We start from the raw sequence: 19,846 nt of genomic DNA, 5'->3' as shown, positions 1-19,846 counted from the left end.
AAACGTACGGCAAGCCCGGCAAGGGGGCTGTATACAGCCGTTCTCGCGCGTCCTCACGGTCCTCCGCCGCCCCTTCAGGCCACCCGCCGCGCCGCGTACTCCGCGATCTCCGCCATCGGCGGCCGCTCCTCCGTGTCCACCGAGTAGGTGCGCGGTTCGAAGCCCTCCGCGCCCCGCTCGAACTGGGTCAGGGTCGGCCGGATCAGATGGCCGCGGGCCAGCCGGAGCTGGGCCGTGCGGTAGATGGCCGCCGCCATGCGGCCGAGGGCCTGGCCGTCCTGGTGGCGGTGCTTGCGCACGCCCACGTCGACCTGGGCCAGCGCGTCCAGGCCCACCAGATGCAGCGCGTCCACCAGCATGCCCAGCTCCACGCCGTACCCCACCGGGAACGGAAGCTGCTCCAGCAGGGTGCGGCGGGCCGCGTACTCGCCGCCCAGCGGCTGGACGAACCCGGCCAGCTGGGGCCAGTGCATGTTCAGCAGCGGCCGGGCCATCAGTTCGGTGACCCGGCCGCCCTGCCCGGCGGTCCTGCCGGAGGCGGGCGCATCCAGCTCGGTGCCGAGCGGGCGGTCGTACATCGCCTTGACCAGGTCGACGTCCGGCTCGGTCAGCAGCGGCCCGACGATGCCGAGGACGAAGTCGGAGGAGAACTCCCTGAGATCGGCGTCGACGAAACAGACGATGTCCCCGCCGGTGACGAGCAGCGAGCGCCACAGCACCTCGCCCTTGCCGGGCACGGCCGGGATGCGCGGGAGGATCTCGTCGCGGTGGACGACCCGCGCCCCCGCGGCCGCGGCGACCGCCGACGTACGGTCGGTGGACCCGGAGTCGACGACGACGATCTCGTCGACCAGTGGAGCCTGCTCCATGAGGTCGTGGCGGATGACCGCGACGATGTCGCCGACCGTCTCCTCCTCGTTGAGCGCGGGCAGGACGACGGAGACGGACTGGCCCGTGCGCTGCTTGGCGGCCAGGACGCGGTGCAGCGGACGGTCGGCCACGGACCAGGAGCGGGTGGCCAACCAGCGCTCGACTTCTTCCAGCACGGTCTGCGGCTCCTCACTGTTCGTGATCACACACGGTGACTCCATGGGGTCCCCTTGTGATCCATCTCGCGGTTCGGACGACTATCTCAACTGTCCTGGCCTTCGGTTACAGTCTTGAACAACGCCGATGACCATCGCATGTCGGGGGTCGCCGGCGCCCACAACCGCATACAGCTCATCCAGAGGGGCAGAGGGACACGGCCCGATGAAGCCCCGGCAACCCTCCAGCCGGTACTCGTCTTCCGAGCGAGGCTCCCGGCTAGGGAAGGTGCCAAATCCGTCTCACGGCGAAGTGCGCCGTGAGGAAGATGAGGAGAAAGGGCCTCGCCTCCATGGCTGTGCAGACAGTTGCAAGCTCCAGCAATCCCACCGTCGACCTCGGCCCCGCCGCGGCCCTGAGCTGCCGCGAGTGCGGTCACCGGGTGCCCCTCGGACCGGTCTTCGCCTGCGAGGAGTGTTTCGGCCCGCTGGAGATCGCCTACGACTTCTCGGTCTACGACACCGAGGAACTGCGTGCGCGCATCGAGGCGGGCCCCGCGAACATCTGGCGCTACGCGCCGCTGCTGCCCGTCCCCGCCGACGTGGCCGGCAAGCCGAACCTGAACCCGGGCTGGACCCCGCTCGTCAAGGCCGACAACCTCGCCCGCGAGCTGGGCGTCTCCGGCGGCCTGTACGTGAAGGACGACTCCGGCAACCCGACGCACTCCTTCAAGGACCGCGTCGTCGCCCAGGCCCTGGAGGCCGCCCGCGCCTTCGGCTTCACCACCCTCTCCTGCTCCTCCACCGGCAACCTGGCCGGCGCGGTCGGCGCCGCCGCCGCCCGGGCCGGCTTCCGCTCCTGCGTGTTCATCCCGCACGACCTGGAGCAGGGCAAGGTCGTCATGGCCGCGGTCTACGGCGGCGACCTCGTCGGCATCGACGGCAACTACGACGACGTGAACCGTTTCTGCTCCGAGCTGATCGGCGACCCGGCCGGCGAGGGCTGGGGCTTCGTCAACGTCAACCTGCGGCCGTACTACGCCGAGGGCTCCAAGACCCTGGCGTACGAGATCTGCGAGCAGCTCGGCTGGCGGCTGCCGGACCAGATCGTCGTCCCGATCGCCTCCGGCTCCCAGCTCACCAAGATCGACAAGGGCCTGCAGGAGCTGATCAAGCTCGGCCTGGTCGAGGACAAGCCGTACAAGATCTTCGGCGCCCAGGCCGAGGGCTGCTCCCCGGTGTCCACCGCCTTCAAGGCCGGCCACGACGTCGTCCGCCCCCAGAAGCCGAACACCATCGCCAAGTCGCTCGCCATCGGCAACCCGGCCGACGGGCCGTACGTCCTCGACATCGCGCGCCGCACCGGCGGCGCCGTGGAGGACGTGACGGACGAGGAGGTCGTGGACGCCATCAAGCTGCTGGCCCGCACCGAGGGCGTCTTCGCGGAGACGGCGGGCGGCGTCACCGTCGGCGTCACCCGCAAGCTGCTCAAGGCCGGCGTCCTGGACCCGGCGAAGACGACGGTCGTCCTCAACACCGGCGACGGCCTGAAGACCCTCGACGCGGTGGCCGGCACGGGCCTCACCGCGACGATTCGTCCCACCCTCGACTCGTTCCGCGAGGCGGGGCTCGCCCAGTAGTCCCGTCCTGTCGTTGCGTCTGCGGGCCGGTGGGGGCTGGTCGCGCCCCGTGGGCGAAGCCGCACATCAGCCCAGCCCCGCGCCCTGGGGCGACACCCCGACCGGAGGTTTCATCGTGAGCGTGACCGTTCGCATCCCCACCATCCTGCGCACCTACACCGGCGGCCAGGCCGAGGTCAGCGCCGAGGGCGCGACCCTCGCCGAGGTCATCGAGAACCTGGAGAAGAACCACACGGGGATCGCCGCCCGCGTGCTGGACGACCAGGGCAAGCTGCGCCGCTTCGTCAACGTGTACGTCAACGACGACGACGTCCGCTTCGAGCAGGGCCTTCAGACCGCCACGCCGGACGGCGCCGGCGTCTCCATCATTCCGGCCGTCGCCGGTGGCTGACAGGCTGACCGAATGACCGATCATTACCTTCGGTAACACCGGTTACCGATTGTTCATCGAATGGCCTCCTCCGTGAGAGAAACGGAGGGGGCCATTCTGTGTGATTGAGCGCGGTACAGTTGGGGAACGCGTTCCGCGGCTGCGGGGCGCAAGCCCCGGATTCACGCCCGCACGCCCACAAGAAGTAGCCAAAATGCGTGGGTTTTCTGCGGCATTTGCGCGCTTTGTGGAGCCCGACTTGCCCCGAAGTCTGGCGAATTCTCCCCACATTCCGGATCGTTCTCGTCCAGAATTCTCGTCCGATTGACCTGTTGCAGACGGCAGTTGGACAGATACATTCAGCCGCGGTCGACGCGTTCCGGCGCACGCCCCCGACCAATGGGGGGTGAGGTCTGACCCGGGTCCGCGAAGTGCGGATCTGTGCAAGGGCCAGTAATAGGGGAGTTAGGCATGGCTCAGGGCACCGTCAAGTGGTTCAACGCGGAGAAGGGGTACGGCTTCATCGCGGTCGACGGTGGTGCGGACGTCTTCGTCCACTACAGCGCCATTCAGATGGACGGCTACCGCACCCTGGAAGAGGGCCAGCGGGTGGAGTTCGAGATCTCGCAGGGCCAGAAGGGCCCGCAGGCCGACATGGTTCGCCTCAGCGCCTGAACGTTTCTTGTACGAAGGGCCCGCACCACGCACAGGGTGCGGGCCCTCCGCATGCCCGGACGCGGGGGACGCCCCGGGGTGCCCGACCCGGCCGCCGGCCCGGTGTTCGCGGGCGGCTGACGCCCCCGCCGCATACCGGGAGGCGCTTGCACTCGACCATGCCGAGTGCTAATCATTGCGTTAGCACTCTGAAGGTGAGAGTGACAGTGAAGGACCGGGTCGGTGAGGCCCGCGGGCCGGGTGGGGCAAGGAACCACGAGGCCGGCGAGCCGTCCGTCGCGGGCGCGGGCGCGGTCCGAAGGAATCACCCCCAGTCCTGGAGGGACCACTTCACATGGCCAAGATCATCGCGTTCGACGAGGAGGCGCGGCGCGGCCTCGAGCGCGGCATGAACCAGCTCGCGGACGCCGTCAAGGTGACGCTCGGCCCCAAGGGCCGCAACGTCGTCCTCGAGAAGAAGTGGGGCGCCCCCACGATCACCAACGATGGTGTCTCCATCGCCAAGGAGATCGAGCTCGAGGACCCGTACGAGAAGATCGGCGCCGAGCTGGTCAAGGAAGTCGCCAAGAAGACGGACGACGTCGCCGGTGACGGTACGACCACCGCGACCGTGCTCGCCCAGGCCCTGGTCAAGGAAGGCCTGCGCAACGTAGCCGCCGGCGCCAACCCGATGGCCCTCAAGCGCGGTATCGAGAAGGCCGTCGAGGCCGTCTCCGCCGCCCTGCTGGAGCAGGCGAAGGACGTCGAGACCAAGGAGCAGATCGCCTCCACCGCGTCCATCTCCGCCGCCGACACCCAGATCGGCGAGCTGATCGCCGAGGCCATGGACAAGGTCGGCAAGGAAGGCGTCATCACCGTCGAGGAGAGCAACACCTTCGGTCTGGAGCTCGAGCTCACCGAGGGCATGCGCTTCGACAAGGGCTACATCTCCGCCTACTTCGCGACCGACATGGAGCGCATGGAGGCGTCGCTCGAGGACCCGTACATCCTCATCGCGAACTCCAAGATCGGCTCCGTCAAGGACCTGCTCCCGCTGCTGGAGAAGGTCATGCAGTCGGGCAAGCCGCTGCTGATCATCGCCGAGGACGTCGAGGGCGAGGCCCTGTCGACCCTCGTCGTCAACAAGATCCGCGGCACCTTCAAGTCCGTCGCCGTCAAGGCCCCGGGCTTCGGTGACCGCCGCAAGGCCATGCTCGGCGACATCGCCATCCTCACGGGCGGCGAGGTCATCTCCGAGGAGGTCGGCCTCAAGCTGGAGAACGCGACCCTGGACCTCCTGGGCCGCGCCCGCAAGGTCGTCATCACCAAGGACGAGACCACCATCGTCGACGGTGCCGGCTCCTCGGAGCAGGTCAACGGCCGTGTGAACCAGATCCGCGCCGAGATCGAGAACAGCGACTCGGACTACGACCGCGAGAAGCTGCAGGAGCGCCTGGCGAAGCTCGCCGGCGGTGTCGCGGTCATCAAGGCCGGTGCCGCCACCGAGGTGGAGCTCAAGGAGCGCAAGCACCGCATCGAGGACGCCGTGCGCAACGCCAAGGCGGCCGTCGAGGAGGGCATCGTCGCCGGTGGTGGCGTGGCCCTGCTGCAGGCCTCCCAGGTCTTCGAGAAGCTGGAGCTCGAGGGTGACGAGGCGACCGGCGCCCAGGCCGTGAAGCTCGCGCTCGAGGCCCCGCTGAAGCAGATCGCCGTCAACGCCGGCCTCGAGGGCGGTGTCGTGGTGGAGAAGGTGCGCAACCTGACCCCGGGCCACGGCCTGAACGCCGCGACCGGCGAGTACGTCGACCTGGTCGCCGAGGGCATCATCGACCCGGCGAAGGTGACCCGTTCCGCGCTGCAGAACGCCGCCTCCATCGCCGCGCTGTTCCTCACCACCGAGGCCGTCATCGCCGACAAGCCGGAGAAGGCCGCGGCCCCGGCCGGCGGCGGCATGCCGGGCGGTGACATGGACTTCTGATCGCCCCCGGGCCGATCACCTGTCCTTCTGACCGAGGGCGGTACCCCCAGCGACTGTGCTGGGAGTACCGCCCTCGGGCTGTTGCTGCCGAGGGTGCCTTCGCGGCGGGCGGTCAGTGTGAGTGGTGTCACGTCGTGGCGTGGGCCGGGACGGAATGCGGGCCGGCGCACAGGTGGTTACTTCAGAAGCTGCAACAATGCGCACACACATACCGTCCGGTCAGCAGAGCCATACCGAGGAGCCCCCACGTGTCCGTCACGACGCCCGCCACTTCCCGAGCGGCCCAGATCCTGTCCCGTCCGATCGCCCTGAACGGCCTCACGGTTCCCAACCGGATCGTGATGGCGCCGATGACCCGGATGTTCTCCCCGGGCGGCATTCCCGGCGAGGACGTCGTGTCGTACTACTCCCGCCGGGCCGCCGCCGGCGTCGGTCTGATCGTCACCGAGGGTACCTACGTCGGCCACGACTCTGCCGGGCAGAGCGACCGGGTCCCCCGGTTCCACGGCGAGGAGCAGCTCGCGGGTTGGGCGAAGGTCGCCGAGGCGGTGCACGCGGCGGGCGGCACGATCGTCCCGCAGCTCTGGCACATCGGCATGGTCCGCAAGCAGGGCGAGCCCCCCTTCGCGGGCGCACCCGCCGTCGGCCCGTCCGGCCTGGTCACCGCCGGCGCCGAGGCCACCGGCAAGGCGATGACGCAGACGGACGTGGACGACGTCGTCGCCGCGTTCGCCGAGGCCGCTGCCGCCGCCGAGCGCATCGGCTTCGACGGCGTGGAGCTGCACGGCGCCCACGGCTACCTCCTCGACCAGTTCCTGTGGGAGGGCACCAACCGCCGTACCGACGCCTACGGCGGCGACCCGGTCTCCCGCACCAGGTTCGCGGCGGAGATCGTCGCCGCGGTCCGCGAGGCCGTCTCGCCCGACTTCCCCATCCTCTTCCGCTACTCGCAGTGGAAGCAGCAGGACTACACCGCTCGTCTCGCCGAGACCCCCGAGGAGCTGGAGGCGATCCTCACCCCGCTGGCCGCCGCCGGCGTCGACGCCTTCCACGCCTCCACCCGCCGCTACTGGCTCCCCGAGTTCGAGGGCTCCGACCTCAACCTCGCGGGCTGGACGAAGAAGATCACCGGCAAGCCGGTCATCACCGTCGGCTCGGTCGGCCTCGACGGCGACTTCATCAACGCCTTCCAGGGCGAGGGCTCCCCGGTCAAGGGCATCGACAACCTGCTGGACCGGCTGGAGGCCGACGAGTTCGACATGGTCGCCGTGGGCCGCGCCCTGCTCCAGGACCCCGAGTGGGCCGCGAAGGTCCTCGCCGACCGCTTCGACGAGCTGAAGCCGTACGACGCGGCGGCGCTGAAGACGCTCAGCTGACGCCGTACGGCGCGGCGGCGCCGAAGGCGCTCGGCCGAAGCCGGACGACACGCCGGCACCGGCACCGTGCCCCCGGCCGGGCACCAGTGACCGCTCCCGTACGTTCTCCTGACGACCAGTGAGGGGAGCGAGCATGACGACGAGCGAGTCGCGGGACCCGGCCACGGGGGCCGGTGGGCCGGTGGTGCGGACCGCTGCCGGGGCGGTGCGCGGGCGGCGCGAGGAGGGGCTGGCGGTCTTCCGGGGCATCCCGTTCGCCGAGCCGCCGGTCGGCGAGGCCCGGTTCCAGGCCCCGCGCCCGGTGCGGTCCTGGGAGGGCACGCGGGAGGCGTCCGCGTTCGGTCCGCCGCCCCCGCAGGAGCCCGGCCTCCAGGGCCCGGCGGCCGCCCCGGCCGTCCCGCTGGGCGACGACTGGCTGACGCTGAACGTCTGGACCCCCGACCCGGACCCGGCGTCGGCCCGCCCGGTCATGGTGTGGATCTACGGCGGTGCGTACAAACTGGGCCACTCCGGCCAGCCCGGCTACGACGCGCGGCGCATCGCGCGGGACGGCGACGTCGTGGTCGTCACCTTCAACTACCGGGTGGGCATGGAAGGGTTCGCCCGTATCGAGGGCGCCCCGGCGAACCGGGGCCTGCTGGACCAGGTCGCGGCCCTGGAGTGGGTGCGGGAGAACATCGCGGCGTTCGGCGGCGACCCCGGGCAGGTCACCGTGCTCGGCGAGTCGGCCGGGGCGGGTTCGGTGGCGTCACTGCTGGCGATGGAGCGGGCCCGCGGCCTGTTCCGGCGGGCGGTGGCGCAGAGCGTGCCGGGGACGTTCTTCTCCGACGCACTGGCGCTCGACATCGGCCGGGCGCTGGCGGCGGAGGCGGGCCGCCGGCCCACGGCGGCGGACCTGGCCGCGGTGGACCCCCGCCGGCTGACCGAGGCCGGCCAGGCCCTGGCGGCCAAGATGGGCCAGTACACCGACCGTTGGGGCCAGGCGGCGCCCACCGCCACGCCGTTCTCCCCGGTCGTCGACGGCGACGTACTGCCCACCACACCCTGGCAGGCGCTTGCGGCGGGCGCGGCGCGGGACATCGACCTCCTCACCGGTCACAACCGCGACGAGTTCCGCCTGTTCCTGGCCTTGGGCGGCATGCTCGGCCGGATCACGGAGGAGAGGGCGACGGCGACCCTGCGCCTGCTGGCCCCCGGCGGCGAGGCGGGCGAGCGGGCGTACCGCACGGCCTTCCCCGACGCGACCCCCACCGGCCTCTTCGAACGCGTCCAGACCGACTGGCTGTTCGCCGTCCCCACCCTGCGCCTGGCGGAGGCCCAGCGGGCGGGTGGCGGCCGGGCCCACGTCTACGAACTCACCTGGCCGGCCCCGGGCCTCGGCGGCGCGCTGGGCGCCTGCCACGGGCTGGACGTCCCGCTGCTCTTCGGCACGTTCCACGCCGACCTCGGCAAACTGCTCTTCGCGGAGGCCGCCGTCACCACCGAGGCGGAGGAGGTGTCCGCCCACTTCCGCCGCTCCTGGACGTCCTTCGCCCGCACGGGAGACCCGGGCTGGCCGGCGTACGACACCGAGGCGCGTCTCGTGCAGGTCCTGGACGCCGAGCCGACGGTCACGGCGTACCCGGAGGAGCGCACCAGACGCCTCTGGGAGGGGTATGAGTACGCGCCGCTGCCCCTCCTTCAGAGCCGGCCCCCTTCCTGCGCAGCCGAGTGGTCCCTCAGGGACAGTCGTACGTGAGGTGCGCGGTGACCGGCCGGTGGGCCGGGGAGAGGAAGTGCAGTTCCGCCCGTGCCGTGCGGTGGCCCTTGCCCTCGAAGGTCCACCGCAGGTGGAGGCGGGCCTGTTCCTGGCCGCGGACCACCACTTCCCGCAGGACGCCCGAAGCGGTTCCGTCGCTTCGGGTCCAGCGGTAGGAGAGCGTGCCGGCACGGCCGTTCGTGGTGACCAGGCCGACGACGTCCGCCGTCTCGCCGCACCCCAGGGCCGCCGGCCGGGCCTCGACCGCCACCGTGCGCACCGCGACGGGCGGCCCGAGGCGCTGCCAGGCGAGGAAGGCCAGGACGAGGAGCACCACCAGCGCGGGCAGAGCGTGTCTGCGCAGCCGTCGGCGCGGGGCCGGGGGAGGCGGTGACACGGCCGGCAGCGTCCGGTGGGTGCGGTGGGCGACGGCACCGGTCACACCCGGGCCGAAGCGCAGCACGCCGCCCCCGGCGTGATCGGCCGCGGGCACCGGCTGGTTGCCCGTGGTGGACGGCTCCTCGAGGAGGGTGCCGTCCGGCGCGGGTCTCTGGATCCAGTGGCTGGCCAGCACGGTGGCGCTGTACTCGGCGTCCGCGGAGCCGGGCCCGTTGCTCGAAGCGGGAGCGCCGGTGGAATGGCCGGTGCGATCGCGGGCGCCGTCCAGGCGGACGGTGGGCGCGTGCTTCTCGCAGGGAGCGAGCACCTGCGTGGTGTCTCCCGCGAGGGGCAGCACCTGGGTGGCGTCCGTCGCTGGTGACAGCACCTGGGTGGCGTCCGTCGCTGGTGGCAGCACCTGCGTGGCGTCCGCGTCCTCGGCAGGTTCGGCCGGGCGGTCGTTCTGGGCCGTCACCGGAGCTCACACTGCCTGGTCAGAAGCTGCTGCGAGGCAGTACCGCCGGCGGCGGCCGGGGTGGTCGTGGCCTGCACCGCCCAGTAGCAGCCGCCGTCGCCGAAGGTGTGGTCGACGGGGATCGTGTACTGGGTGGCGCCGCTGCGCTGGAAGGTCTGGGACGCCCCGTCCGGCGCGCCGAGCTGTCCCGGCAGATTGCCCGTGAACCACGAGACGGTGACGGAGACCGGCCCGGTGCCGTCCGTGGTGACGTCGATGGTCGCCGTGGCGGTGCTGGGCCCCGTCTGCCGGAAGGCCGACACCGCGACGCTCTTCACGGAGGGAGCGGAGGGAGCGGAGGGCGAGGCGGTGGCCGGTGTTCCGGTGGTGGCCGCACCGCCGGGCGCCGTCGTCTGCGTGGCCGGTGTAGCGGTCGCGGAGGCCCCGGGGTCGCCGGAACCGCCGGTCGCGGCGTCTGAAGGCGACAGGAGGGGGGACGGCGACACGTCGGCCGACGCAGTGGGCGTCGCGGACGCGGCCGGGGACGAGCTAGGCGACGCGGTGGGCGCCGCCGGCTGCGCCCCAGGCCGGGCACGGGTGGTGGCCAGGGCCTGTGCCGTCTGCTGTGAGGCGGCTCCGGGGGCGTACTGGGGGCCGTAGGCCAGCAGGACACCGAGGAGTACGGCGGCGGCCGACACGAGCGTCCCGGGCCGGCCGGGCAGCCACGACCGCGCCCCGCTCCGGGCCGGCCCGGGCCCCAGCACCGTGCGTGCGGTGTCCGTCGTGCTCCGGGGCGCGCCGCGGGCCGAGGGCAGCAGCAGCGGCAGCAGGGCCACCAGGACGGCGAGCCGGCCGCGGCCCCGTTCCTCCCAGTCGGGCCCGTAGGCGGCGCCGGCGGCCTCCTCGAGTTCCGTGACGAAGGCCGCGGCCCCGGCCTGCCGGTCCCGCGGGTCCTTGGCCAGACCGCGGCGCACCAGCTCACGCACCGCCTCGGGGGCCTCGTCGGCGGGAATGGGAGCGTCGACGTGCTGAAGCGCGAGTTCGGCGAGGTTGTCCCCGGCGTACGGCTTACGGCCCGTCAGGCACTCGAAGAAGGTGGCCGTGGCCGCGTACACGTCCGCGGCGGGAGAGGCGGGTGCGCCGGTCCACTGCTCCGGCGCCATGTAGGACGGTGTTCCCGCCACGCCGGCGCTGGTGCCCGCGTCCACCGCGATGCCGAAGTCGACGAGCTTGGACGCTCCGTCCGGCAGGACCAGGACGTTCTCCGGCTTGTAGTCGCGGTGGACGACGCCGACGCGGTGCGCGTCGGCCAGGCCGAGCAACGAGCCCTTGAGCACGACGAGCGCGGCCTCGGGCTCGAGTGGGCCCTGGCTGCGCAGCAGGGCCCGCAGCGAGACACCGTCCACCAGTTCCATCACGATGGCGGCGCCGTCCGGGCTCTCCACGTACTCGTACAACTCCGCGACGTACGGGCTCCGGAGCCCGCCGAGCAGCCGCGCCTCCGCCCGGAAGTCGTGCACGAAGCCCGGCCGGGTGCGCAGTGACTCGTCGAGATACTTCACCGCGACCGGAACGCCGGTCTCCTCGTGCACGGCCAGGACCACCCGGCCGCTCGCCCCCGACCCGAGTTCGAGTGAATCGCTGTACCCGGGCACCGCCCATGTGTTCATCGCATCCCCCCAGGACGCCGTGCCGCCGGAGCCTCCCACATGTCCGGACGGCTGAGCCACGCGTGGGAAGACACATTTTCGGCCATTGCGGTTGCGGTGCACCGTCCCCGGGTTTCCCCGCGGGCGGCGCCCCGGGGCGGCTCCCGGTCAGCGGGTGACGGCGGTGGCCGACAGAAGTGTCGCGGCGGCGAGAGAACCCCAGAGGGCGGCCGGGCCGTGGGAGGCGAGAGCGGTGATGACCGCCGGGGAGACGGCGAGGCCGAGGCCGGTGGAGAGCTGGAAGCGGGCCAGGGCACGTCCCAGGACGCGGGCCGGAGCGAGGTCCGTGACGAGCGCGGTGGCGCTGCCCGCGTAGACGATCTCGCCGAGGGTGCACAGCACGGACACCGCGGCGACGGCCGGGGCACCCCAGCCGTTCCCCAGCGGGGCAACGGCGAGGAAACCGAGGTACGACACGGTGAGCACCACACCGGCCACGGCCAGCGCGGTCCGCCGGGAGAAGCGGGACATCATGACGGTGACCGGAACCTGCAGGGTGACCACCAGGGCCGTGTTCGCCACGAAGACGACGGCCGGCCACACCGGGGACGCGTGCACCTGTGTGACCAGAACCAGCGGAAGCGCGATCTCGGGGACGTTGAGGCAGAAGACGTAGACGACGTTGGCGGCCAGCAGCGCGCGCATGCGCGGTGCGGGCTCCTCGTTCCCCTTCCCGCCCGGGTCGCCGGCCGGACGGGCGCGGACGTGGACCGACCACGCCAGGGCGGCCGCAGCGAGGTAGGCGAGGGCGGTGACGGCGGCCAGCGTCCGCAACGCGGTGGTGCCGCCCGCCAGACAGGCGGTGGCGACGAGTGCGCCGACACCCAGGCCGGCGTTGCGCAGGGCGCGGCCTGCGGCGAGGGCCGCGTCGCGTTCCCGGCCGTGGGCCACCGTGGCCACGAGGGCGGCGTGGGCGGCCGGCCATGCCTGGTTGCCGATGCCGAGGAACAGGGCCGCCGCCACGAACAGCGGGACATGCCCCGCGGGGGCCGCGAGCAGCAGGGCCACGCCCAGCACCCGCACCAGCATCGACGCCGCCACGGCCGTGCTCCGCGCGCCCCGGTCCAGCCATCGGCCCACCGCCGGGACGCACACCAGACCCGCGACGATGCCGACCGTCATGGCAGTGCCGGTGACGGGTGCGGACAGGCGCAGCACCGTCACCCCGTAGAGCAGCAGGAAGGGCCGCAGCAGGCCGGTGCCGAGTGCGTCCACGGCCAGGGCGACGGCGTAGCGGGGCCCGCCGGAGGCACGGACGAGCGTACGGGGCCGGATGCCGGTGGTGGTTGCCATGGCGCCCACGGTGCGTGCGGCCGGCCGGGCGCGGCACGTCGGTTGACGGATACCGTCAACCGACGCCGTCGGATCCGTGCCGACCAGGGAGGATGGCGGGATGACGCTGCGCATCGACATCAGCGGCCTGCCGTCCGGGCGGCTGCGGTTCGCCGCTTCCCCACTGGCGGAGCTGACCGCGATGCTGCACGTGCTGGCCGAACCCGGGCATCACCCGCAGCTCGCCGGCTGGGCGGGGGACGTCTGGTCGAAGCTGCCGCCGCAACTCGCCGAGCGGTTGCGGGAGGCGGAGTTCCTGTGGCGTTCCTCGCGAGCCGACTTCCTGGTTCCCGCCCGTCCGCGGCCGACTCTCGCCGAGGAACTGGACGACGTGGACCGGATCAGCGACGACATGTACGTGACCGCCGCACTCGTCACCACGTGCGGCAGCAACCGGGTCCACTTCACCGCGCCGTCGCCGCTCGCCGACGCGACGGCACGCGAGCGGGCCCTGGATCTGGCCCAGGCGCGCGGCCCGCTGCAGGAGGCCTTCGCGGAACGGCTGCTCGCCGACCCCGCCGCGGTGCGGGCACGGGTGCGCCGAACCCTCGAACAGTGTGCCGAGGCGTTCTTCGACGCCGCCTGGTCGGGCATCGCCGGGCAACTGGCCACCGATCTGCGCCTGAAGAAGGACCTGCTGAAGCGTCAGGGGGTCGGGGCCGCCCTCGCCTCCGTCTCCGGCGCCGTCACACTGACACCGGACGGCGACTGCATCCTGGTGGACAAGCTGCAGGACAACGCGACCACCGCGCACGGCAGCGGGCTCACCTTCCTGCCGAGCGTCTTCGGCCACCCGCACCTGGTGGTGGTGCACGCGTCCGGGTGGCAGCCGGTGGTGCAGTACCCGGTGGCCGGGGCGAGCACGCCGGAGCCGCTGTCGCTGGAATCGGTCACCCTACGGCTTGAAGCACTCGCCCACCCGGTACGGCTGCGCCTGCTGCGCACACTGGCCCGCGGTCCGCACACCACCGGAGAACTGGCCCACGCCTGGGAGCTCTCGCCCCCGGAGGTCTCCCGCCATCTGGCCGTCCTGCGCCGCGCCGGGCTGCTCACCGCCTCGCGCCGCGGTCGCTACGTCCACTACGCCCTCAACCTGCCCGAGGTGACGGCGCTGGGCACGGACCTGCTGGCGGCCGTACTGCGCTGAGCGGCCAGGGGGCACCCCCAGGGCCTCCCATCAAGACCCTAGAGGTTGCCCATGGGCTCGATGTCGACGTACACGGGCGTGCCCCACACGCGCAGCACCTCGTAGTCGGTGAACTCGTGCACGAGCCGGTACGCCATGGCGGGCCGCGACCCGCGCCGCTGGGCGGCGAGATACGCCTCGGCCTCCCGCCGGTCCCGCCGGGGCGTGCCGCACAGCTGCCACTCCCGCCCGTTCCACAGCTCCGGCAGCCACCGCTGCTGGGGCTGGGGCCGGTCCCCGCGCACGCCGTACCGGGAGGGCGCGGAGGCCACGGGTGCCGCCTCCGCGCCGCCGCCGCTCTGGTACTCCGCCCGGCGGGCCGCCCGCCGCCGGGTCTCGCAGAGCAGGCACAGATCGGGGGCGCTCTTGTCGACGGGCCCCTGCGGATGCTCGGGGCAGCGTGTGACGGGCGCGCCGGTGGTGACGCTCTCGTCCAGCAGATCCAGCGCCCGCCGCAGATCGGCCTTGATCTCGTGCAGCCGGGCGTCCGGGGTGTCGGCGGTGAGCGCCTCCCCGTGCTCCCCGACCAACCGGAGGGCACGGCCGAGGGCGGCGAGCTGGGCGTGGTTCATCAGGTTTCTCCGTGGATACTCCGCCGTTCACGGCGGAGGGGAAACGGACTCCTGCGGAGCAGGGCAGGGTGCGGGTTTTCGCCGCCAGGGCGAAAGACCGTGCTCCAACCCGCAGGTTTGATCGTTATGTGCAGTGCCGCTGGTTTGCGAGCGTGGCCACGGCGCATGTGAAGCGGGCATTCAAGTACCGCTTCTATCCCACGGACGAGCAGGCAGCCGAGCTGTCGCGCACGTTCGGGTGCGTCCGCAAGGTCCACAATATGGCGCTCGCCGCCCGTACCGAGGCGTGGGTGCGGCAGGAGCGCGTGAACTACAACGCCACCTCGGCGATGCTGACGGCGTGGAAGAAGACCGAGGAACTGTCGTTCCTCAATGAGGTCTCGTCCGTTCCGCTCCAGCAGTGCCTTCGGCACCTCCAGACGGCGTTCACCAACTTCTTCGGCAAGCGGGCGAAGTACCCGCGCTTCAAGTCGAAGAAGAAGTCCCACAAGGCCGCCGAGTACACCACCAGCGGCTTCCGCTTCCGCGACGGCCGGCTGACGCTGGCCAAGATGCGTGATCCCTTGGACATCCGCTGGTCGCGACCACTGCCCGAAGGGGCAAGGCCGTCCACGGTGACCGTGTCCCAGGACGCGGCCGGGCGCTGGTACGTCTCCCTGCTGTGCGAAGACGCATCGGTGAAGCCGCTTCCCGCGGCGAAGGGTGCCGTGGGCGTGGATGTCGGCCTGGACCACCTGCTGACCCTCTCGACCGGTGAGAAGATCGCCAACCCCAGGCACGAGCGTAAGGACCGTGCCCGGCTCGCGCTGGCCCAGCGCCGCATGGCGAAGAAGACCAGCGGATCGGCGAACCGGGCCAAGGCCCGGCAAAGGGTCGCCAGGATCCACGCCAGGATCGCCGACCGCAGGCGAGACGGCCTGCACAAGCTGACCACTCGTCTCGTTCGTGAGAACCAAACGATCGTGATCGAGGACCTGACCGTACGCACCATGGTCAAGAACCGGAGCCTGGCCCGCGCCATCAGCGATGCCGCGTGGTCGCAGTTCCGGAGCATGCTGGAGTACAAGGCCGCCTGGTACGGGCGGGAAGTGATCGCGGTGGACCGCTTCTTCCCCTCGTCCAGGCTCTGCTCCACCTGCGGCACCCTGCAGGAGAAGATGCCGCTGCACGTCCGCACGTGGACGTGCGACAGCTGTGGCACGACCCACGACCGGGACGTGAACGCAGCGAAGAACCTGCTGGCCGCCGGACGGGCGGTGTCGGCCTGTGGAGCTGGTGTAAGACCTCAACGGAGCACTCCGGGCGGGCAGTCGGCGAGGAAACAGGAAGTCTCACGGCGCGAGCCGTAAGAATCTCCTCCCTTCAGGGAGGAGAGTGTCAAGGTCGGTCCGTGGTCCTTTGTCGGGCGTCTGCGGGTCCGGGCGATGCCGGCCGGGGGAGTCGGCAGTCCGACGGTAACCCGCCCCGCCTCCTGCCGTGACTCTCAGTCGCCCGCGACCGCCAGTGCCGCTCGCAGATGGCCGCCGGACTGTTCCAGCAGGCGGGCGGCCGTCGGGCCGTCGACGTCGGCGAGGATGGCCAGGATGGCGTTCTTCACCTCGCCGCCGGATTCGCTGAGCGCCTTCTCGATCTCCTCCTCGCCCGCCCCCGTCGCCAGTGCGACGATGCGCCGGGACCGGGCGCGCAGCTTGTCGTTGGAGGCGCGGACGTCGACCATCAGATTCCCGTACGTCTTGCCGAGCCGGATCATCGTGATCGTCGACAGCATGTTGAGCACCAGCTTCTGCGCCGTGCCCGCCTTCAAGCGAGTGGAGCCGGTGAGGAGTTCGGGGCCGGTGACGACCTCGATCCCGTGCTCGGCGGCGGCCGCGAGCGCGCTGTGCTCGTTGCAGGCCAGCCCGATCGTCAGGGCGCCGAGCGCCCGGGCATGTGCGACGGCGCCGACGGCGTACGGCGTCCGGCCGGAGGCGGAGATGCCGACGACGGTGTCGTCCGGGGTGAGCTTCAGCGCGTCGAGGTCCCGGTGGGCCAGCTCCGGCGAGTCCTCGGCCCCCTCCACGGAGGTGACCATGGCCTCGGGGCCGCCCGCGATCAGGCCGACGACCTGGTCGGGGTCGGTGTTGAAGGTGGGCGGGCACTCGGAGGCGTCCAGCACGCCGAGCCGTCCGGCGGTCCCCGCCCCGGCGTAGACGAGCCGCCCGCCCCGGGCCATCCGCTCCGCGACGGCGTCGATGGCGGCGGCGATCTCCGGCAGCCGGGCGGCGACGGCGGCGGGCACACCGGCGTCCTCCCCGTTCATGAGACGGGCGATCTCGAGGGTGGACAGGCGGTCGATCCCGGCAAGCTCGGGCCGGAAGGTCTCGGTGGTCAGGGACTCCAACTGTGTACGCAGGTCATGGGAGGTCATGGGGGGTGGCTCTCTCCGCTGTCGATGGCTTTCACTCACCTGGAGTCTCACGGGGGGTGGGCGCGAGGCCGGCGCGATCTCACCTCGGGTGGGCGCGGTGCCGGTGTGCCAGCGCCTCGTACGACGCCGCCAGCGCGGGCGCCGCGCTCTCGTACGTCCGCTGCGCGACGCCCACGAACAGGCAGTCCACTACCAGCAACTGACTGGTCCGGGAGGACATCGCCGCGGGCCGCAGCTCCGACTCCCGCGACGTCGACGTCGTCAGCACATGGTCGGCGTACTGCGTGACCGGCGACTCGGGCCTGCCGGTGATCGCGACGGTCGTCGCCCCGCGCTCGAACGCGACCCGCAGCGGCTCTATGACGTCCCCCGTCGACCCGGAGTGCGTGATCGCGATGGCGACGTCGCCCGCCCGCAACTGCACCGCGTTGGTCACCGCGAGGTGCGGATCGCTGTGCGCGTGGGCTATGAGCCCTATGCGCAGCAGCTTCTGCGTGAGGTCCTGGGCGACGAGCCCGGACGCCCCGATGCCGTACACATCGGTACGACGCGCCCCCGCGAGCGAGGTGACGGCCGCGCCCAGCGCGGCCGTGTCCAGCCCGGCGGCCGTGTCGGCGAGGGTCTGCTGCTCCTCGTAGGCCAGCTTGGTGACGACGTCGGCGATGGGGTCGTCCACCGCGATGTCCGTCGTGATCGCCGGCGCGCGGCCCGACTGCTGCTGCGCGGCCAGGCCGGCCAGGGCCAGGCGCAGGTCGCGGTAGCCCGGATAGCCGAGCAGGCGGGCGGTGCGGACCACCGTCGCCTCGCTGGTGCCGGTGAGTTCGGCCAGGCCGGTGACCGTGAGGGCGGCGCAGCCGGCCGGGTCGCCGGCGACCGCCTCGGCGACCCGCTGCATGGAGCGGGTCATGGAGGGGGCGAGGGTGCGGACCTTGGCGGCGAGGGAGCCGCCCGGACCGCCGAAAATTTCCTTCACGTCCTGGGGCACTCATGAAAGGTATTTTCGGTTCGGCGCCACGGTCAAGAGTGCGCACAATGGGACCATGGCGACCCTGAGCCCTCTTGAACAGGCCCTGCACGCGGCCCGTGCCCTGGTGCTGGCGGACCTGGTCGCGGGCCAGGTCGCGGAGGCGGACGTCGTCTCCCTAGTCGAGGACTCCGTCGCCCAGCGCCGCTGGTGGGTCGAGCAGTGGCCGGACGGTGCCGATTTCGTCGCCGGGCTGGTCGCCCAGGACGTCCAGGACGCCCTGCTGGAGCGGTACGGCCGCTGGCCGCTGTGCCCGGTGTGCCCCTCGGGCGACCCGCACGCGCTGGACGTGGAGCCGGAGCTGGGGCCCGACCCGCACTGGGTGTGCCACAAGGCGGGCGTGAAGGTCGCCGCCGTGGGTTCGCTGGGCCGGGCCACCGGCGGGATGCAGTCCTCGTGAGGCGCCCGTGACCGTCTACATCGACCCGCCGGCCTGGCCCGGCCACGGCCGCATGTGGTCGCACCTGGTGAGCGACGTGTCGTACGCCGAACTGCATCTGTTCGCCGAGACCTTGCACGTGCCCCGGCGGGCCTTCGAGCGCGACCACTACGACCTGCCGTCGCACCGGTACGCGGATGCCGTTGCCGCCGGGGCGGTGGAGATCAGCAGCCGCGAGGTGGTACGACTGCTGCGCGCCGCCGGCCTGCGCCGCCCGAAGGGCCGGGTGGTGCGGGGACTGCCGATCTGACGCCTGACGCGCGACGCCTGTGACCGACGTCAGGCGCGGCGGGTGTAGAGCAGCAACCCGGCGTCCATGTCGTTCTCCTCGTGTGCGATCCGCTCCTCCTCGACGGTGGCCGGGCTGAAGCCCGCCCGGGAGACGACGCGCTGCGAGGGCAGGTTGTCCCGCTCGATGGTCGCGAACACCGTCCGGACGTCCTCCCGCGCCAGGGCCCAGTCGCTCAGCGTGCGCAGCGCCTCGGTGGCGTACCCGTTGCCGCGCGCTCCCTCGGCGAGGTCGTACCCGACCTCGACCCGGCCCTCCTCGTCCGGCGCGCCGTGGAAGCCGATGCCGCCGATCGCGCGCCCGTCCTCGTGCCGTACGAGTGCGAAGACGCCGAACTCGGGCCGGTGCACGCCCGCTTCGTACGCCTTCACGAGGAACCCGGCGGCCTCCCGCGTCCCCTCGTACGGCCCGCCCTCGATCCACTCGAAGCCGCCGTCCCCGCCGAGCCGCAGATCGCGGGCGGCGGCCGGGCGGATGCCGGTCAGAGTGAAGCGTTCGGCGGGCAGGACGAGGTTGTTGCGCCAGCGCCACTCGGTGACCGGCGCACGGCCGGGCAGCTCACCGCGGCCGGTCGCCCACAGCAGCGTCGGCCAGGGCGCCGGACCGGGCTGGACGTGCGGGAAGATGCAACTCAGGACAGCCTCGGCGAGCGCCTCGGACGGTTCGTGGGCGATGCCCAGGCCCTGCGCCATGTCGTGGGTGTGCAGCAGCACTTCGGCGATGCCCATGGCCGCGAAGCCCTCGCGGTCCGCGCTGCGGAACGGGTACGGATGGAAGGCGCGGACGCCGGGCGGGGTGGTGCGCACGGTGGTGGCGAGCAGCACGCCGGTCGTCCGGATGACGTCCAGCAACCCGGCGTTGTCGGCGTCCTCCTCGACGGCGATGTCGAAGGGCACGTAGGCGTCCTGGGCCCGCCCGGCCAATTGCCCCGCATAGGCGATCAGATCACTGGCGACGTGCTCGGCGGTCTGCCGGCAACTCCAGTCCAGCCGCCCGGCCCTGACGGCACGCCAGTCCTGGTCCGCCCCCGCCCGAAGGGCCGTCACGCACCCCTCGACGGCCTCGACAACGTCGTCCCCACTCATCGCTCGCATGGGGCGAACCCTAGGGGGCGGAGCGGCTCCGGGCGACACCATTTCCGGCTGGCCGTGACGTCCATGGGCGGCGTCTTGACCCTTGTTTTGCTGCTTGTTGGGCCGATGGGCGTTGTCTGCGCCGGTTGACGCCTGTGAGCATTGAAGGTCGTTCACTGTGCGAAAGTGACCGACTTTTACG

At 72.0% G+C, this 19,846-nt stretch carries 18 protein-coding genes and 1 riboswitch; of the genes, 10 read left to right on the top strand and 8 right to left on the bottom strand.

The features are described from left to right. Nucleotides 1-74: 74 nt before the first annotated feature. Entirely contained in the window at nucleotides 75-1,046 is a 972-nt protein-coding gene (locus tag ACZ404_RS25110) for a glucosyl-3-phosphoglycerate synthase (RefSeq protein ID WP_468443772.1), read from the bottom strand. A 172-nt stretch (nucleotides 1,047-1,218) separates the two neighbouring features. Further along, nucleotides 1,219-1,361: riboswitch (SAM riboswitch) on the top strand. 17 nt (nucleotides 1,362-1,378) lie between these two features. Between ACZ404_RS25110 and thrC the strand changes: the two genes are divergently transcribed. From thrC to ACZ404_RS25080, 6 genes are all read left to right on the top strand, one after another. Then, nucleotides 1,379-2,665, top strand: coding sequence for a threonine synthase (gene thrC, locus ACZ404_RS25105; protein WP_468443502.1), 1,287 nt, complete (start codon nucleotides 1,379-1,381; stop codon nucleotides 2,663-2,665). A 115-nt stretch (nucleotides 2,666-2,780) separates the two neighbouring features. After that, nucleotides 2,781-3,056 (top strand): MoaD/ThiS family protein, encoded by a 276-nt coding sequence (locus ACZ404_RS25100; protein WP_468443501.1) that lies wholly within the window; start codon nucleotides 2,781-2,783, stop codon nucleotides 3,054-3,056. A 450-nt stretch (nucleotides 3,057-3,506) separates the two neighbouring features. After that, on the top strand, nucleotides 3,507-3,710 hold the full coding sequence (locus ACZ404_RS25095) for a cold-shock protein (RefSeq protein WP_004929928.1): 204 nt from the start codon (nucleotides 3,507-3,509) through the stop codon (nucleotides 3,708-3,710). 334 nt (nucleotides 3,711-4,044) lie between these two features. Continuing rightward, the gene (gene groL / locus ACZ404_RS25090) at nucleotides 4,045-5,667 is read left to right on the top strand and encodes a chaperonin GroEL (protein ID WP_468443499.1); all 1,623 of its coding nucleotides are present in this window, start codon (nucleotides 4,045-4,047) and stop codon (nucleotides 5,665-5,667) included. 248 nt (nucleotides 5,668-5,915) lie between these two features. Beyond that, nucleotides 5,916-7,043 (top strand): NADH:flavin oxidoreductase, encoded by a 1,128-nt coding sequence (locus ACZ404_RS25085; RefSeq protein WP_468443497.1) that lies wholly within the window; start codon nucleotides 5,916-5,918, stop codon nucleotides 7,041-7,043. A 133-nt stretch (nucleotides 7,044-7,176) separates the two neighbouring features. After that, a complete protein-coding gene (locus ACZ404_RS25080) occupies nucleotides 7,177-8,781 on the top strand; it encodes a carboxylesterase/lipase family protein (protein WP_468443495.1) in 1,605 nt (534 codons plus the stop codon). Here ACZ404_RS25080 and ACZ404_RS25075 read toward each other — a convergent pair. From ACZ404_RS25075 to ACZ404_RS25065, 3 genes are all read right to left on the bottom strand, one after another. Then, a complete protein-coding gene (locus ACZ404_RS25075; protein ID WP_468443493.1) occupies nucleotides 8,762-9,634 on the bottom strand; it encodes a hypothetical protein in 873 nt (290 codons plus the stop codon). The genes ACZ404_RS25080 and ACZ404_RS25075 overlap by 20 nt on opposite strands. Further along, the gene (locus ACZ404_RS25070; protein WP_468443491.1) at nucleotides 9,631-11,283 is read right to left on the bottom strand and encodes a serine/threonine-protein kinase; all 1,653 of its coding nucleotides are present in this window, start codon (nucleotides 11,281-11,283) and stop codon (nucleotides 9,631-9,633) included. Before ACZ404_RS25070 ends, ACZ404_RS25075 begins: the two co-directional genes overlap by 4 nt. Nucleotides 11,284-11,430: 147 nt before the next feature. Further along, the gene (locus ACZ404_RS25065) at nucleotides 11,431-12,615 is read right to left on the bottom strand and encodes an MFS transporter (RefSeq protein WP_468443489.1); all 1,185 of its coding nucleotides are present in this window, start codon (nucleotides 12,613-12,615) and stop codon (nucleotides 11,431-11,433) included. A 100-nt stretch (nucleotides 12,616-12,715) separates the two neighbouring features. Here ACZ404_RS25065 and ACZ404_RS25060 point away from each other — a divergent pair, with 100 nt between their 5' ends. Further along, nucleotides 12,716-13,801, top strand: a complete 1,086-nt coding sequence (locus ACZ404_RS25060) for a DUF5937 family protein (protein ID WP_468443487.1) — start codon at nucleotides 12,716-12,718, stop codon at nucleotides 13,799-13,801. 38 nt (nucleotides 13,802-13,839) lie between these two features. On the opposite strand, the gene ACZ404_RS25055 is transcribed toward ACZ404_RS25060, so the two are convergent. After that, entirely contained in the window at nucleotides 13,840-14,412 is a 573-nt protein-coding gene (locus ACZ404_RS25055) for a hypothetical protein (protein WP_468443485.1), read from the bottom strand. A 152-nt stretch (nucleotides 14,413-14,564) separates the two neighbouring features. Here ACZ404_RS25055 and ACZ404_RS25050 point away from each other — a divergent pair, with 152 nt between their 5' ends. Next, entirely contained in the window at nucleotides 14,565-15,761 is a 1,197-nt protein-coding gene (locus tag ACZ404_RS25050) for an RNA-guided endonuclease InsQ/TnpB family protein (protein WP_468443770.1), read from the top strand. A gap of 134 nt (nucleotides 15,762-15,895) precedes the next feature. Here ACZ404_RS25050 and murQ read toward each other — a convergent pair whose 3' ends face one another. Next, on the bottom strand, nucleotides 15,896-16,819 hold the full coding sequence (gene murQ, locus ACZ404_RS25045) for an N-acetylmuramic acid 6-phosphate etherase (protein ID WP_468443483.1): 924 nt from the start codon (nucleotides 16,817-16,819) through the stop codon (nucleotides 15,896-15,898). A gap of 79 nt (nucleotides 16,820-16,898) precedes the next feature. Continuing rightward, nucleotides 16,899-17,804 (bottom strand): MurR/RpiR family transcriptional regulator, encoded by a 906-nt coding sequence (locus tag ACZ404_RS25040; protein WP_468443481.1) that lies wholly within the window; start codon nucleotides 17,802-17,804, stop codon nucleotides 16,899-16,901. A gap of 55 nt (nucleotides 17,805-17,859) precedes the next feature. On the opposite strand from ACZ404_RS25040, the gene ACZ404_RS25035 reads away from it, so the two are divergent. Then, nucleotides 17,860-18,243, top strand: coding sequence for a hypothetical protein (locus ACZ404_RS25035; protein WP_468443479.1), 384 nt, complete (start codon nucleotides 17,860-17,862; stop codon nucleotides 18,241-18,243). A gap of 7 nt (nucleotides 18,244-18,250) precedes the next feature. Then, nucleotides 18,251-18,532 carry a DUF4031 domain-containing protein gene (locus ACZ404_RS25030; protein ID WP_468443477.1) on the top strand — a complete coding sequence of 94 codons (282 nt, stop codon included), beginning with the start codon at nucleotides 18,251-18,253 and terminating at the stop codon, nucleotides 18,530-18,532. Nucleotides 18,533-18,561: 29 nt separating this feature from the next. On the opposite strand, the gene ACZ404_RS25025 is transcribed toward ACZ404_RS25030, so the two are convergent. Further along, nucleotides 18,562-19,665 carry a GNAT family N-acetyltransferase gene (locus tag ACZ404_RS25025; protein WP_468443475.1) on the bottom strand — a complete coding sequence of 368 codons (1,104 nt, stop codon included), beginning with the start codon at nucleotides 19,663-19,665 and terminating at the stop codon, nucleotides 18,562-18,564. Nucleotides 19,666-19,846: the final 181 nt, after the last annotated feature.

The sequence above is a fragment of the Streptomyces sp. NPDC030798 genome, from assembly GCF_055572275.1.
The sequence above is the reverse complement of the archived record's forward strand: the minus strand, read 5'-3'. Positions and strand labels throughout refer to the sequence as shown.

Excerpts from the sequence above, each read along its gene's own strand:
- thrC (WP_468443502.1), top strand. The coding sequence starts at position 1,379 with ATGGCTGTGCAGACAGTTGCAAGCTCCAGCAATCCCACCGTCGACCTC.
- ACZ404_RS25095 (WP_004929928.1), top strand. The coding sequence starts at position 3,507 with ATGGCTCAGGGCACCGTCAAGTGGTTCAACGCGGAGAAGGGGTACGGC.
- groL (WP_468443499.1), top strand. The coding sequence starts at position 4,045 with ATGGCCAAGATCATCGCGTTCGACGAGGAGGCGCGGCGCGGCCTCGAG.
- ACZ404_RS25080 (WP_468443495.1), top strand. The coding sequence starts at position 7,177 with ATGACGACGAGCGAGTCGCGGGACCCGGCCACGGGGGCCGGTGGGCCG.
- ACZ404_RS25070 (WP_468443491.1), bottom strand. The coding sequence starts at position 11,283 with ATGAACACATGGGCGGTGCCCGGGTACAGCGATTCACTCGAACTCGGG.
- ACZ404_RS25065 (WP_468443489.1), bottom strand. The coding sequence starts at position 12,615 with ATGGCAACCACCACCGGCATCCGGCCCCGTACGCTCGTCCGTGCCTCC.
- ACZ404_RS25060 (WP_468443487.1), top strand. The coding sequence starts at position 12,716 with ATGACGCTGCGCATCGACATCAGCGGCCTGCCGTCCGGGCGGCTGCGG.
- ACZ404_RS25055 (WP_468443485.1), bottom strand. The coding sequence starts at position 14,412 with ATGAACCACGCCCAGCTCGCCGCCCTCGGCCGTGCCCTCCGGTTGGTC.
- murQ (WP_468443483.1), bottom strand. The coding sequence starts at position 16,819 with ATGACCTCCCATGACCTGCGTACACAGTTGGAGTCCCTGACCACCGAG.
- ACZ404_RS25035 (WP_468443479.1), top strand. The coding sequence starts at position 17,860 with ATGGCGACCCTGAGCCCTCTTGAACAGGCCCTGCACGCGGCCCGTGCC.
- ACZ404_RS25025 (WP_468443475.1), bottom strand. The coding sequence starts at position 19,665 with ATGCGAGCGATGAGTGGGGACGACGTTGTCGAGGCCGTCGAGGGGTGC.